The organism is Bradyrhizobium sp., from assembly GCF_030646015.1.
GTDB lineage: Bacteria > Pseudomonadota > Alphaproteobacteria > Rhizobiales > Xanthobacteraceae > Bradyrhizobium.
Map to the genome: position 1 here is coordinate 1 of NZ_JAUSLT010000091.1, position 12,504 is coordinate 12,504.

At 63.0% G+C, this 12,504-nt stretch carries 11 protein-coding genes; 3 read left to right on the plus strand and 8 right to left on the minus strand.

Annotated features, from left to right (window positions below):
• Window positions 1–132: 132 nt before the first annotated feature.
• Entirely contained in the window at window positions 133–1,641 is a 1,509-nt protein-coding gene (locus Q7T45_RS14580) for an acyl-CoA carboxylase subunit beta (protein WP_370691275.1), read from the minus strand.
• Between the two features lie 135 nt (window positions 1,642–1,776).
• Between Q7T45_RS14580 and Q7T45_RS14585 the strand changes: the two genes are divergently transcribed.
• Window positions 1,777–2,208 (plus strand): DUF4260 domain-containing protein, encoded by a 432-nt coding sequence (locus Q7T45_RS14585; protein WP_304871652.1) that lies wholly within the window; start codon window positions 1,777–1,779, stop codon window positions 2,206–2,208.
• Window positions 2,209–2,217: 9 nt separating this feature from the next.
• Here the strand turns inward: Q7T45_RS14585 and Q7T45_RS14590 are convergent, their stop codons facing one another.
• From Q7T45_RS14590 to Q7T45_RS14620, 7 genes are all read right to left on the minus strand, one after another.
• Complete coding sequence (locus tag Q7T45_RS14590; protein ID WP_304871653.1) at window positions 2,218–2,799, minus strand: carboxymuconolactone decarboxylase family protein; 582 nt, start codon at window positions 2,797–2,799, stop codon at window positions 2,218–2,220.
• A 65-nt stretch (window positions 2,800–2,864) separates the two neighbouring features.
• A complete protein-coding gene (locus Q7T45_RS14595) occupies window positions 2,865–3,290 on the minus strand; it encodes a DOPA 4,5-dioxygenase family protein (RefSeq protein ID WP_304871654.1) in 426 nt (141 codons plus the stop codon).
• 29 nt (window positions 3,291–3,319) lie between these two features.
• Window positions 3,320–4,177, minus strand: a complete 858-nt coding sequence (blaOXA, locus tag Q7T45_RS14600) for a class D beta-lactamase (RefSeq protein WP_370691276.1) — start codon at window positions 4,175–4,177, stop codon at window positions 3,320–3,322.
• 194 nt (window positions 4,178–4,371) lie between these two features.
• Window positions 4,372–4,638: an EscU/YscU/HrcU family type III secretion system export apparatus switch protein gene (locus Q7T45_RS14605; RefSeq protein WP_304871656.1), complete on the minus strand. Its 267-nt coding sequence runs from the start codon at window positions 4,636–4,638 to the stop codon at window positions 4,372–4,374.
• Window positions 4,635–6,182: a flagellar hook-length control protein FliK gene (locus Q7T45_RS14610; protein ID WP_304871657.1), complete on the minus strand. Its 1,548-nt coding sequence runs from the start codon at window positions 6,180–6,182 to the stop codon at window positions 4,635–4,637. Before Q7T45_RS14610 ends, Q7T45_RS14605 begins: the two co-directional genes overlap by 4 nt.
• A gap of 224 nt (window positions 6,183–6,406) precedes the next feature.
• Window positions 6,407–7,189 (minus strand): ATP12 family chaperone protein, encoded by a 783-nt coding sequence (locus Q7T45_RS14615; RefSeq protein ID WP_304871658.1) that lies wholly within the window; start codon window positions 7,187–7,189, stop codon window positions 6,407–6,409.
• 269 nt (window positions 7,190–7,458) lie between these two features.
• Window positions 7,459–7,800, minus strand: coding sequence for an ATPase inhibitor subunit zeta (locus Q7T45_RS14620; protein ID WP_304871659.1), 342 nt, complete (start codon window positions 7,798–7,800; stop codon window positions 7,459–7,461).
• Window positions 7,801–8,029: 229 nt separating this feature from the next.
• On the opposite strand from Q7T45_RS14620, the gene Q7T45_RS14625 reads away from it, so the two are divergent.
• Together Q7T45_RS14625 and Q7T45_RS14630 are read left to right on the plus strand one after the other, a co-directional pair.
• The gene (locus Q7T45_RS14625) at window positions 8,030–9,046 is read left to right on the plus strand and encodes a TerC family protein (RefSeq protein WP_304871660.1); all 1,017 of its coding nucleotides are present in this window, start codon (window positions 8,030–8,032) and stop codon (window positions 9,044–9,046) included.
• Between the two features lie 581 nt (window positions 9,047–9,627).
• Window positions 9,628–12,336 carry a cation-transporting P-type ATPase gene (locus Q7T45_RS14630; RefSeq protein WP_304871661.1) on the plus strand — a complete coding sequence of 903 codons (2,709 nt, stop codon included), beginning with the start codon at window positions 9,628–9,630 and terminating at the stop codon, window positions 12,334–12,336.
• Window positions 12,337–12,504 lie beyond the last annotated feature (168 nt).

The following is a 12,504-nucleotide window of genomic DNA, read 5'->3' on the forward strand; positions in this document are numbered from 1 at the left end:
CGCCACGGCGACGACGGCGAGTACGACGTATTCGAGGATTGTGCGGCCCCTGGAGGCCGTCCGGCCCTTGCCGTCGCTGTCGCTGTGTGCTTCGCCGCTCATGCTCTCCTTCGCCGGTCCCGCGGGAGTGTATCAGAGCCCGTGGAGGCGGGAGAGCGGCCAGTACGTCAGGAACGCTTCGCCGATGACCTCGCGGGTTTCGGCGGGGTCGATGACTGCGTCGATGTAGCCGCGCTCGGCGGCGATGAAGGGGGATAGGAACCGGTCTTCGTACTCCTTGGTACGCGCGGCGATTTTTTCGGCGTCGCCGATGTCGCCGCGGAAGATGATTTCCACCGCGCCCTTGGCACCCATCACGGCGATCTGCGCGGTCGGCCAGGCGTAGTTCATGTCGGCGCCGATTTCCTTTGACGCCATCACGTCGAACGCGCCGCCATAGGCCTTTCGCGTGATCACGGTGACCAGCGGCACCGTCGCCTGCGAGAACGCGAACAGCAGTTTGGCGCCGTGCTTGATCAGGCCGCCATATTCCTGCGCGGTGCCCGGCAAAAAGCCCGGCACGTCGACGAAGGTCACGATCGGGATGTTGAAGGCGTCGCAGAAGCGGACAAAACGCGCGGCCTTGCGCGAGGCGTCGCTGTCGAGCACGCCCGCCAGCACCATCGGCTGGTTGGCAACGAACCCGACGGTGCGGCCGGCGATGCGGCCGAAGCCGGTGACAATGTTTTTGGCGAAGGTCTCTGAGATCTCGAAGAAGTCGCCCTCGTCGACGACCTTCAGGATCAGCTCCTTCATGTCGTAGGGCTTGTTCGGATTGTCGGGGATCAGCGTGTCCAGGGACATGTCGACCCGCTCGATGTCGTCAAAACTCGGCCATTCCGGCACGCCGTCGGTGTTGTTGCTGGGCAAAAAGTCGATCAGCCGACGCATCTGCAGCAGCGTCTCGACGTCGTTCTCGAACGCGCCGTCGGCGATCGAGGAGCGCGTGGCGTGCACGCTGGCGCCGCCGAGCTCTTCCGCCGTCACCACCTCGTTGGTGACGGTCTTCACCACGTCGGGACCGGTGACGAACATGTAGCTGGTGTTCTTCACCATGAAGATGAAATCGGTCATGGCGGGCGAATAGACGTCGCCGCCGGCGCAGGGGCCCATGATGACGGAGATCTGCGGGATCACGCCCGAGGCAATGACGTTGCGGCGGAACACGTAGGAATAGCCCGCCAAGGCAGCTACGCCTTCCTGGATCCGGGCGCCGCCGGCATCGTACAGCCCGATGATCGGCGCCCTCGCCTTCATCGCCATGTCCTGGATTTTTACAATCTTCTGCGCATGGGTCTCGGAGAGCGAGCCGCCGAACACGGTAAAATCCTTGGCAAAGACAAAGGTCTTGCGGCCGTTGACGGTGCCCCAGCCGGTGACGACGCCGTCGCCCGGCACTTTTGTCTTTTCCATGCCGAATTCGACCGAGCGGTGCTCGACGAACATGTCGAATTCCTCGAACGAGCCCTTGTCGAGCAGAAGCTCGATGCGCTCCCGCGCGGTCAGCTTGCCGCGGGCGTGCTGCGCCTCGATGCGCTTTTCGCCGCCGCCGAGTTTTGCCCCTGCGCGCCGTTCCTCGAGGGTATCCAGGATGTCCTTCATGTGCTTCCGCCCGCAATTGCCAAGAGATTTCAGGGCGTTCTAGCACGGCATTTTCCCGGCAGGAAACAGCCCTCTCCGGCCTCTGGTACCGCCGCCCGGCGCGCTTATATCCGGTGGCCCAATGGAGACGACGACATGACCGATATCGCAGGCCAGGACACGTCAGATGACGCGTCAGGTGCCGCGGCAGGCGCCGCCACCGGGGGGCTGCGGACCCTGCTCCGGCTGGAGGGGCTGGCGCTGTTCGTGGGCATGACCCTGCTGTATGCGGTCTGGGACGGTTCCTGGTGGGTCTACGCCATCCTGTTTCTGGCGCCCGATTTGAGCTTCCTCGGCTATCTCGTCGGCGCCAGGCCGGGGGCCATATTCTATAACGCCGCCCACAGCTATCTGGCGCCGATGGCGCTGATCACGTCGGGATTAGCGCTCGCATCGCCGCTGGTGCTCTCGGTGGCGATGATCTGGCTGGCGCATATCGGCCTCGACCGCGCGCTCGGCTTCGGCCTGAAATATTTCGCGGGATTTTCCCTGACCCATCTCGGCCGGATCGGACGGGGCGCGGGCTGATCCCGTCTCCTACTCCTCGCCATCGCCGAACGGCGGCTCCTTTCCCGGCGGCACTGATGCCTCGGACATCGCCAGCAGCATCGCTACCATGATGTAGTTGCCCGCGACCGCCGTGAGATCCACGATCTGCTGATCGCTGAAAACCCGTTTTGCCTGCGCATAGGTTTCGTCGGACACTTTTCGCGCCGTCGTGAGTTCGGTGACGAAATCGTACACCGCGGCCTCGTCATCGGCCATGTCGGACGGCCGCGCGCCGGTTTTCAGTTCGGCGACGATACGGGACGACAGGCCCGCCTTCTGCGCCAGCGGCGTATGCGCGTACCACTCGACCTGCGAGCGCCATTGCCGCGCGATGATGAGGATGGCGAACTCATTGAGGTTGAGCGGGACCGAGGTTTCCCAGCGCAAATAGTGGAACAGGTCGAACAGCCGCTGGCCCAGCACCGGGCTGCGCAGCATCGAATTGTAGGGACCGCCGATGCCGATGCTCGAAACCTTCACGATCTGCTCGCCGAGCGGTTTTTGCGCGGCGTCGAGCTGGTCCATGGTCAGCTGCGGAAAGCGCGGCGGCCTGGCTGCGGTCGGGTTCATGATTTCTCCGTGAGTCGAATGTGCACGGAAATGCTAGTCCGACCGCATCGGCGGCGCCAGCGGCGTTACGGACGCAACACCGGCTGCGTATTCGGCGGCGGCGCCGGCTCCAGCGCAGCCTGCTCCGGCAGCTTATCCGCATGCACGGCAAGCGCGGGGCCGATCCAGATTGGATCAGCCTGATGATCCCTACGTGGATTGGTGGTGTTCGGATGCACCAGAATGCTCAGGCGTCCATGGTTGAGCATCAGCCACGGCACCAGCGCCGGGAATACCTCCGAAGCAAAGGCGACCTGGAACATCGCCTGATCGTGCGGGCCCACCTTGACGTCATGCCAGCGCCCCAGCGTGACGGCGAAACGCTCGCCGATCCAGCTGCGCAGCCGCTCGGCCTCCGGCCGTGTCGCGTTGGGATCGTAATAGACATGGGCATGGAAGCTTGCGATCTCGCTGTTCGATCGCGGCACCGAACCATCCGGCAAGTCCGTCATCCCTGTTTCCTTTGCGGCGGGCGGCTAAATCAGATCGCACCGATATCGGTGAGGCATCGCTGCGTCAACGTCATGCGGGCGGCGATGTGGCGCGGCTCCAGACAATCCATGTTGAGCGCAAACACCGTTTGCGCCGATCCCTTCTCGGCCCAGCCCACCATCCATCCCAGCGACGGTTTTCCGGCTTCGGCGCCCAGCAACCCGCTCTTGGCGCGGATGACGGCGTCGCCGACTTTCGTCACCACAAGAATATCGCGCACCAGTTCCTGGCTGCGCTTCGATACCGGCAGCACGCCGCGCCTGAGACGGTCGACGAAATCGACCTGCTGCATCGGGTCGATGCGCAGATCGCCGGTCAGCCAGAACTGGTCGATGCCGCCGCCGATGTCGCGGTTGCCGTATTCAAACAGATCGAGATATTTCTGCATCCGCTCGGCGCCGATGCGCCGGGCGATCTCCTGATAGACCGGCACCGCGGAGACGGCGAACGCGGAGCGCATCGTGTGATCCTTGTTCCAGGGCTCGATGCTTCGCTTCACCCCGTCCCATTTGAACACCTCCGTGTCGGTGTCCGCGACCACGCCGGTCTCCAGCGCGATCAGCGAATTCGGAATCTTGAAGGTCGAGGCCGGCAGCATCGCCTCGCCGGAGCGATTCTTGTCGCTGGCGACGATCAGATAGTCGTCGACCTTGTAGCCGACGAAGGTGCCGACGGTTCCCTCGGCGGTAAACCGTTTCGCCAGATCATCGCGGAACTCGCTGCGCTGGGGTGAGACATTGGCAAAGCTGCGGGCGGGCAAAATGCTGGCGGCGGCGAGAAGACCGAGCGCATGGCGGCGATGGATCACGGGAGCATCCGACGTGGTTGATGGCAGCCGACGATGCATCTGATATCGTGGTAAAACAATGACAATCGGGGGGGCCACCTGCGGACTCGCGGCCATCCTTCGAGACGCATCGCTCCGCGATGCTCCTCAGGATGAGGTCCGCATATGCTTCGCTGGCGACACACCCCGCTCCCTCATGGTGAGGAGCGCGCCCGCCCTGGCGGGCGCGCGTCTCGAACCATCTGACACAACTGCTACCGCACCCGTCGCGACAGCCCGAGCACGAAGGCCAGCACTTCCGCCACCGCCTTGTAGAGTTCGGTCGGAATTTCGTCGCCGATCTCGACATTGGCGAGTGCGCCGGCCAGCACCTCGTTTTCCTCGATCGGGATGTTGTTTTCCCGGGCGACCTCGATGATCTTGGCGCCGATCGATCCCTTGCCCTTGGCGGTGACGCGCGGCGCGCCTGTCTTGTCGTAGTGCAGCGCGACCGCAAGCCGGCTCCTGGATTCCACTTTCATAGCGCGCGATCCAGGAAATGCCCGGCGGGCGCCGGCGCCGATTGCGGCGGCTTGCCGTCGCCGATCACGATATCGCCGGGCACCAGCTCGGCCTTTGTCAATGCCTGGCTGAGCTGCGCCGCACCAGCACGCAGCTGCGTCGCGGTTTCCGGCCGTTCCGCCCACATCCGCACCGAGGTCGTCTCGCCTATCAGCGAGACCAATGCATGCACCGGACCGGCCGGCTCGACGTCGAGCGAGAAGCGCGCCTGCCATATCCGCTTGGCGGCTTCGACCTCGCTGCCGCCGCCGTCGCGCGAAATCTCGAACTCCGCCATCGCGGTTCCCTGCGGTGTCGCAAACGGGATTTCGAAATGCCAGCGCGGCGTCGCCGGATCGATCCGTGGCGCCGAATTATCGATACGATCGGGCAATGACGCCACCTGCAGCAGCGTCTGGCGCGCAATCGCAGCCTCGGTATCGGCAAGCAGTTTATGCGCGATGGTCGCGGGCGCTGCATCTGCCGGCAGCGACGGCAAGGCGACCGGCTGCGCCGAGGGATGCGCGCCGCGAAATGGCGGAGGCGCGTTGGCATGGAGGGCGACGTCGGCACTGCTGCGCAGCTCTTTCGGGGAGCCCATGGCCGGCGGCGGCGCGTTGCCGATCTCCTGCAACCCCTCCTGCAGCACATTCAGCGCGGCGGCCGTCGCCGGGCGTGACCCGCCGCCCGATGCCGGCAAGTCGCCGGCGGCGGCCAGGCGCGCCTGCGGCAGGTGAATATCCGGCGCGTCGAGGTCGGGAGACTGGGACGGGGCAAGCGGCGGCGCCGCTACATCCCCCGTATCCGTCGCAGCCGCGGCGCCACCGAGCGACGACAGCAGCGTCTGGCGCAGCACGATCAGCGCGGCCTTCAGATCGGGGATGCCGGCCGGCGGCGATCCCGAGGCCAGCGAGGCCTCGAGAAACAGCCCCGATTTCTGGAAGGCATTTTTCACTTCGCCGCCGGTGAGGTTCTGGTCGAGGCTGGTGCGCTGCGCCAGCACCAGCGTCACCGCCTGCTGCAGTTGCGGCGGCAGCGTCTTTGAACCGGCGGCAGTCTCGAGATTCGTAAACAGCGGCCCCTGACTGCCCTGCTGGGTAGCTGCGGTCTGCACCGCGGTCGAAACCGCCAGCTTCTCCAGCGGCGTCAATGTGTTCTTCGGCAATGCTGAAGTCGTCTGGGAGTTGAGCGCGGCATCGGCCCGCGCCCCGGGCGCCAGGGTTACGGTGTCTCCGGTGGTGTCACCGGCCGCGCCAGCACCCTGCCCGACCACGGCCAGCCTGATGCCGCCTTCGCTCTCCGATACCGCCAGCTTCATGGCCTGGCCGGCCTGCAGTGGAACTTGCGACATCACATCGAGCGAAAGCCCCGATATCGCGATCCGCACCATGTTGTTGGCGAGAACCTGCAGAACCTTGGCGTCGATCACGGTTCCCGGTTGCAACATCAGGTCGCGCTCGACGACACCCAAAGTCGCCTGGACGGCGACGGGGGAAAGGATCGGATTGACAGGTGCAATCGACATCGTGAGGTCTCGCTGGACTGCAAACGCTAGCCCAGCGGCGTAAACCTCTCGTTAACCGCCGGGGCGCGATCCGTGAAAGAAACTCTCGTGTCCCGGACGCGGCGCAGCGCCTTTTAGCGGTGCGCCGCTGAGCCGGGACCCATCTCGCACCGCAGACCCTGCGCCATGGGTCCCGGTTCTGCGGAGCAGCGTTTCACGCTGCGCCGCGCCCGGGACACGTGGGATCATGCGGCGGGGTTCAACGCCCCAATGATGTCCGCGGCAGCCCTGAAATCGACCAGCCGCGCCCGGCGGCGCGCCGCAACCTCCTCATCGACCCCCCATTGCTCGATATTCCAGTCCTCATCGACATGGGCGGCGCTCCAGACCTGGTCGGCATCCAGCACACCGCGCAGCAGCGCCAGGGCGAGCAGCGCCGAGCCGGTCAGGGTCGTCACCACGTGCACGGCGGCGATCGACCAGGGGTCATCGGGCAGCGCCGCGCGGGCCGCCGCGACCGCCGGCTCGGGCTGGCGGACATGCACGATGCCTTCGGCGAGGATAAAATGCGCTCCGAGCACCTCGGCGGCCCAGAACACGACGGGGTCCCAAAGGGCCGCCTCCCGCGCCACCAGCGCCTGCGGGTGACCGGCGCGATAGAACAGCAAATCGGAACCGAGATATTTGGCGACGTCGTCGGTGACGGCCTCGACCCGCTCGACCACGGCATCGACGACGCTGTTGGCGAACCTTGTCATCGGCATGGACAGGGGATCGATGAACTCCTGCTGCGCCTCCCATTCCCTGGCGATGGCGTCGGCGATCTCCCGGGTGGGCGCGGCCAGCGCACGGCCGGAAGGCGTGCGGACCGGCTTGCCGTCCAGCGTGATCGCAAACCCGCCCGCCCCTTCGACGACACCGGCATGGGTGTAAAACCGCTTGCGGCGCGGTCCGCGCGTCGTGCGCCGGACCGCTTCCTCCGGATCGAGTTGGGATTTCCCGGCCACTTCATCGAACAGTTCGCGCATGCGGTTTTCGGTCTCTGCCCCGGGGCGATAAATCAAGCCCGAACGTACGACATGGGCGAGTGCAAATAAAGCGAACGGGCTGACAATAGCAAAGGTTGCGGTGCAGATGCGGGCGGCAACTCGGTTGTGCCGGCCGGGTGGTGCCGGCTGCAGGCAGGTTCCGTATGCTCAGAGAGGATTTGGGTACGGGGGCGGATTGCCCGGCCTGTCGAACAGACTGCCGCCAAGATGCCGTCCCGGTGCAGCGGGTGCATCCGTGAACTGGAATTTCATCCTCGTCGCTTCATGATTGCCTCAGGATAGGTCTGCGCGAGATCAAGACTGGCTCGCATTGCCATCTCCAGCAGATAGCTGCGCAGCTGCCGATCGCTGATCGGCCTGCCGCAACGGGCAAGGTCGGTGGCGACCTTGGCAATCACGTCATCGTGGCCAGGATTTTCGCGATCGGCCAAGTGGACCGACCAAGCATAGTCCTCCATGGCCTCGCTCTCCAGGCCCATGCGCTGCCCCGCCCACAGGCCGAACAGAATATTTCTGCGAGCGATCTCGGCGTCGCGGGTATCGTATTCGGTTTGATAGGGGTCGTCGTTCGTTCGCAAATGCGATGCCATGGCGCTCCTCATTTCCTGGTTCACTCCGAGCCTACCGCTGCGGGCTCGAACCGAAGATAGAGGCCAGGCCGGGCACGCGCCAATTGGAACGTTCAATAGTTCGGATTGAGGGTTTGCACCCACCGTCGGCCACGTCTGCTTGCTATCGTAGGTGGGGGCCTAGCGGAAAAGCCCGGAATTTCTAGTCGGCGCACACCTCGGATTGCGGCGGGCCTACTTGGAGGACTTGATGATCGGAGAAGCCGTTTGGGCGTGGCTCGGCTTCAACCTGTTCGTTCTGGTTTTGCTTGCTCTTGACCTCGGCGTCCTTCACCGGAAGGAACGCGAGATTGAAATCGGCGAAGCCTTGTGGCTAAGCCTCCTCTATATCGTTTTGGCGCTACTTTTCGCCGGCGGCCTCTTCTGGATCCGCGGCGAGCAGGCCGGTGTCGAGTTCCTGACCGGCTATCTCATCGAGAAATCGCTTAGCGTCGATAACATCTTCGTCATCGTCCTCATCTTCACCTACTTCGCCGTTCCGGCAGAGTATCAGCACCGGGTGCTGTTCTGGGGCATTCTCGGCGCGCTGGTCATGCGCGGTATCCTGATCTTCGCCGGGGTACAGTTGATAGACAGGTTCGCGTGGATGGCCGTCGTCTTCGGCGCCTTCCTGATTGCCACCGGCGCGAAGATGCTGCTGGTCGCCGATGCCAGGCCCGATATCGATAACAACGTAGTTCTCAAGCTCCTGAGACGGCGATTGCGCGTGACCGATAGCTACGAAGGCAATAGCTTCTTCGTGCGACGCAACGGCGCGCTGTTCGCGACGCCGCTCTTCCTCGTCCTCATGATGGTCGAATTCACCGACCTGGTCTTCGCGGTCGACTCGATTCCCGCTATCATCGCCGTTTCACGGGATCCGTTCATCATCTACACTGCGAACGTGTTCGCCATCCTCGGCCTGCGTGCGCTTTACTTCGCGCTCGCCGGGATCGTCCCGCGCTTCATCTACCTCAAATACGCGCTGTCGCTGATCCTCATCGTGGTCGGCGGCAAGATGATCGCCAACTATTTCTATGGCGAAAAATTCGTCCCGACGGAGCTGGCGCTTCTCATTACTGCGGTCCTGATCGGCGGCTCGATCGCCCTTTCGCTGCTGCGTACCCGGGGTGCTATGCCGGCCGAGCCCGCGGCGTTACCTACCGGCTGGGTGCCTGGCAGCCCCGCGCAACCGGCAACCGAAAGGTCCAAAGGTAAGCCGCAGTAGCGGTCACACCTCGCGGCATTGGCCCAACTCTTCTACGCTCTCCGCGACGGAGCACCGAAAGGCTATCATCATGAACGTTCAAGCTCCGAATTAGCCTGAAGCCCCGCCGGCTCGCAGGTGTCCCCCATGGCGTGGATGCCCGCCTCGGTCGCGCCGCCGCCATCAGTTCAGTGGGATTGTATGGATACAATGAGGGCAATCAGGAGGAACTGCAGCACGCCAACGATGTCGACGGTTGCTAATGCCTGGTTGACCGCCAACCCATAGAAGATCGCAAGATGTGCGTCCGGCACAGAAGTCTCAGGGTTTCACTTGGCGTCGATGTTCCCGTGTTGCGGGTCTGCTCTGGCGCGCTTTACCGGCGCGACCGTGCCGAGCGACGCCGACCTCGTTGCAATTCGTCAGCCTGAGGACCACTTCGGCTGTAACCCCGATTTTCTCCATTGAGCCAGATCAATGGGCCTCCCTGAACATTGGAGAAATTGCTCTGGTTTCGCAGGAGTTGATATTGCGCCGTATATCGCTGCGCAAAAGCAGCCGCATGCCATCGAGCAGGTCTGTTCATTCTAGGAGATTACCGTATGCGCGACGCGAACACACCGATTGTGCATCATGCTGCCCCGGCAGAGGCCACGCTCGCCGCGCTCGGTGCTACGCCAAAAGGTCTGAGCCAGCACGAAGCAGAACTCCGTCTGCAGAAATTTGGTGCCAATCGCCTCCCCGAGGCGCCGAGGCGAAGTTCCTTGCTTCGGTTCCTGGCGCATTTCCACAACGTGCTGATCTATGTGCTTCTCGGCGCTGCCGTCATCACTGCGGGCCTCGGACACTTCATCGACACCGGGGTAATCGTCGCCATTGTGATCGCCAATGCGGTCATCGGCTTTATCCAGGAAGGCCGAGCCGAACAAGCTATGGAAGCGATCCGACAGATGCTGGCCCCGCGCACCTCCGTCCTGCGCGACGGCCAACGCCGAAGTCTGGAAGGTTCGTTGGTTGTTCCCGGCGACATCGTACTTCTGGAGTCCGGCGAGAAGGTGCCCGCCGACCTGCGGTTGATCCAGGCGGATGGGCTGCGGATCGAGGAGGCGATTCTGACGGGTGAATCCGTTCCGGTCGACAAGGCAACCGATTCGGTTGCGACAGACGCAGCACTCGGCGATCGGTCGTGCATGGCCTTCAGCGGCACGCTGGTGGTAGGTGGCCTCGGACGCGGCGTGGTGGTTGCCACCGGAGCGGCAGCGGAGATCGGACGAATCAGCGGCATGTTGTCCAGGGTGGAGACGCTGACCACGCCGCTCGTCCGTCAAATGGACGGCTTCGCCCGCTGGCTCACGATCTTGATTCTGCTGATCGCGGCTGTGCTGCTTACTTTTGGATATTTCGTCGAGCACCGTCAGTTCTCTGAACTGTTCATGGCCGTTGTGGGTCTTTCGGTAGCGGCGATTCCAGAGGGATTGCCCGCCGTGCTGACCATCACGCTCGCAATAGGTGTACAGGCCATGGCACGGCGAAACGCGATCGTCCGCCGCTTACCGGCGATTGAGACGCTGGGATCCGTGTCAGTGATCTGCACTGACAAGCCAGGCACGCTGACGCGTAACGAGATGATGGTCGCCTCGGTTGCCGCCGGCCTCGACGTCTTCTCGGTGGACGGCCACGGCTATGCGCCCACAGGCGACATACGATTGGGCGATGCGAATACAAATCCACGCGACCACGGCATCCTGGATGAACTCGCTCAGGCGGCAGCCCTGTGTAACGATGCAGCAGTGCACGAGCGCGATGGGGCCTGGACGGTCGAAGGCGATCCCATGGAGGGCGCCCTGCTGGCGCTTTCAGGAAAGCTAAGGCGCGAAGGGCTGACAGCGTTGTCTGGGTGGGCAAGAACAGATGTTATTCCGTTCGATGCTCGACATCGCTACATGGCAACTCTCCATCATGACCATGAAGGCCGCGCCTTCGTTTACGTCAAAGGTGCCCCGGAACAAATTCTCGCGATGTGTTCCACGCAACGCAATGCGTCGGGCGGCACCAATCCGCTGAACGAGCTCTATTGGCGCGGCATGGCCGACAGCATCGCCGCCAAGGGCCAACGCGTGCTGGCCTTTGCGACCCGGCCAGTACTGCCGGAGCATACTGTGCTGGAGGTAGCCGATCTCCAGGGCCAACTCGTTTTGATTGGTCTCGTCGGCCTGATTGATCCGCCGCGACCCGAAGCCGTCGTGGCTGTGGCCGAATGTCACGGCGCTGGCATCCGAGTGAAAATGATCACCGGCGACCATGCCGGCACGGCCGCCGCGATCGGCCGGCAGATCGGGCTGCAAAACTTCGACAGAGTTTTGACTGGAACCGATCTGGATGGCATGAACGAGGCGACCCTGGCCGCGGTCGCGCTCGACACTGATATCTTTGCCCGCACCAGCCCCGAACACAAACTCCGCCTGGTCACGGCTCTTCAGTCCCGCGGTCTGACGGTTGCCATGACGGGGGATGGGGTCAACGATGCGCCGGCGCTGAAACGGGCCGACGCAGGAATCGCGATGGGCCGCAAAGGCAGTGAGGCGGCCAAGGAAGCATCAGAGTTGGTGCTTGCGGATGATAACTTCGCATCAATTGTTGCGGCAGTGCGCGAAGGACGCACAGTCTACGACAACATCAAGAAGGTAATCAGCTGGACGTTGCCGACGAATGCAGGCGAGTCCATGACGATTATCGTTGCGCTGCTCTTTGGCATGGCCCTGCCAGTGACGGCCGTACAAATCCTCTGGGTCAATCTGATCACCGGTATCACACTCGGTATTGCTCTGGCGTTTGAGCCGACGGAGGCCAACACCATGCGCCGGCCGCCACGCCCGCGAGATGCACCGCTTCTCGATGCAGGCTTGGTTTGGCACATCGTCTTCGTCTCCGTGCTGTTCCTTGGCGGCGTCTTCGGCATCTATGCCTATGCGATCGATAAGGGTTATTCGGCAGAGCTCGCGCGTAGCATGGCATTGAACACGCTGGTCGTGCTGGAAATCTTCCATCTGTTCTTCGTACGCAACATTTATGGAACCTCTCTGACGTGGGAGGCCGTTCGTGGCACCAAAGTCGTCTGGCTAACCGTGATCATCATCACTGTGGCCCAGTTCGCCATCACCTATCTAGCGCCTTTGCAGCGCGTATTCGGAACCCAGGCGATTGCATTTCTTGATGGCCTCCTGATCGTTAGCGTTGGAGTGGTCTTCTTTGCAATCATCGAAGTCGAAAAGCAGTTGCGCCTAGGTTACCTAAGGCCGAATTTGAATTGAGTTGGTGTAGCTGCTTTTCATTCTTTGAACAGTCAATCGGCGCTCCCGTCGAGGGCAAAATAAAAACAGGCGCAATCGGCGCGGCTTGCAGCGAAGCGAGTCCTACCGCGCGTTTTTGATCTGTATCAAGGTGTGATTCACGTCCGGATGTGATTAATACTTGATCAA

What these genes read in the sequence shown, in the direction of transcription:
- Q7T45_RS14605 (WP_304871656.1), bottom strand. Translation starts at nt 4,638, where the DNA reads ATGAAAGTGGAATCCAGGAGCCGGCTTGCGGTCGCGCTGCACTACGAC.
- Q7T45_RS14630 (WP_304871661.1), top strand. Translation starts at nt 9,628, where the DNA reads ATGCGCGACGCGAACACACCGATTGTGCATCATGCTGCCCCGGCAGAG.
- Q7T45_RS14610 (WP_304871657.1), bottom strand. Translation starts at nt 6,182, where the DNA reads ATGTCGATTGCACCTGTCAATCCGATCCTTTCCCCCGTCGCCGTCCAG.
- Q7T45_RS14580 (WP_370691275.1), bottom strand. Translation starts at nt 1,641, where the DNA reads ATGAAGGACATCCTGGATACCCTCGAGGAACGGCGCGCAGGGGCAAAA.
- blaOXA (WP_370691276.1), bottom strand. Translation starts at nt 4,177, where the DNA reads ATGCATCGTCGGCTGCCATCAACCACGTCGGATGCTCCCGTGATCCAT.
- Q7T45_RS14585 (WP_304871652.1), top strand. Translation starts at nt 1,777, where the DNA reads ATGACCGATATCGCAGGCCAGGACACGTCAGATGACGCGTCAGGTGCC.
- Q7T45_RS14595 (WP_304871654.1), bottom strand. Translation starts at nt 3,290, where the DNA reads ATGACGGACTTGCCGGATGGTTCGGTGCCGCGATCGAACAGCGAGATC.
- Q7T45_RS14620 (WP_304871659.1), bottom strand. Translation starts at nt 7,800, where the DNA reads ATGGCATCGCATTTGCGAACGAACGACGACCCCTATCAAACCGAATAC.
- Q7T45_RS14590 (WP_304871653.1), bottom strand. Translation starts at nt 2,799, where the DNA reads ATGAACCCGACCGCAGCCAGGCCGCCGCGCTTTCCGCAGCTGACCATG.
- Q7T45_RS14625 (WP_304871660.1), top strand. Translation starts at nt 8,030, where the DNA reads ATGATCGGAGAAGCCGTTTGGGCGTGGCTCGGCTTCAACCTGTTCGTT.
- Q7T45_RS14615 (WP_304871658.1), bottom strand. Translation starts at nt 7,189, where the DNA reads ATGCGCGAACTGTTCGATGAAGTGGCCGGGAAATCCCAACTCGATCCG.